Origin of the sequence: Salmonella sp. SAL03688, assembly GCF_046551895.1 — a bacterium.
GTDB lineage: Bacteria > Pseudomonadota > Gammaproteobacteria > Enterobacterales > Enterobacteriaceae > Salmonella > Salmonella enterica.
This window is the reverse complement of record NZ_JBGDVI010000061.1, coordinates 1-586: the sequence shown is the minus strand read 5'-3', so window position 1 is coordinate 586 and position 586 is coordinate 1. Positions and strand designations below refer to the sequence as shown.

The window sequence follows — 586 nt, the reverse complement described above, 5'->3', positions numbered from 1 at the left end:
CCGGAACCAGAGCGTGCGATTGACAAGCCGTTCCTGCTGCCGATCGAAGACGTATTCTCCATCTCCGGTCGTGGTACCGTTGTTACCGGTCGTGTAGAACGCGGTATCATCAAAGTGGGCGAAGAAGTTGAAATCGTTGGTATCAAAGAGACTCAGAAGTCTACCTGTACTGGCGTTGAAATGTTCCGCAAACTGCTGGACGAAGGCCGTGCCGGTGAGAACGTAGGTGTTCTGCTGCGTGGTATCAAACGTGAAGAAATCGAACGTGGTCAGGTACTGGCTAAGCCGGGCACCATCAAGCCGCACACCAAGTTCGAATCTGAAGTGTACATTCTGTCCAAAGATGAAGGCGGCCGTCATACTCCGTTCTTCAAAGGCTACCGTCCGCAGTTCTACTTCCGTACTACTGACGTGACTGGTACCATCGAACTGCCGGAAGGCGTAGAGATGGTAATGCCGGGCGACAACATCAAAATGGTTGTTACCCTGATCCACCCGATCGCAATGGACGACGGTCTGCGTTTCGCAATCCGTGAAGGCGGCCGTACCGTTGGCGCGGGCGTTGTTGCTAAAGTTCTCGGCTAAT

Annotated in this window: 1 protein-coding gene; it reads left to right on the top strand. The window is 53.4% G+C overall.

Going from position 1 to position 586, the window contains the following annotated elements; translation table 11 throughout:
- Positions 1 to 585: EF-Tu/IF-2/RF-3 family GTPase (locus tag ACLJR2_RS23705; protein WP_023208385.1), on the top strand; the 585-nt coding region annotated here is incomplete at its 5' end.
- Position 586: the final 1 nt, after the last annotated feature.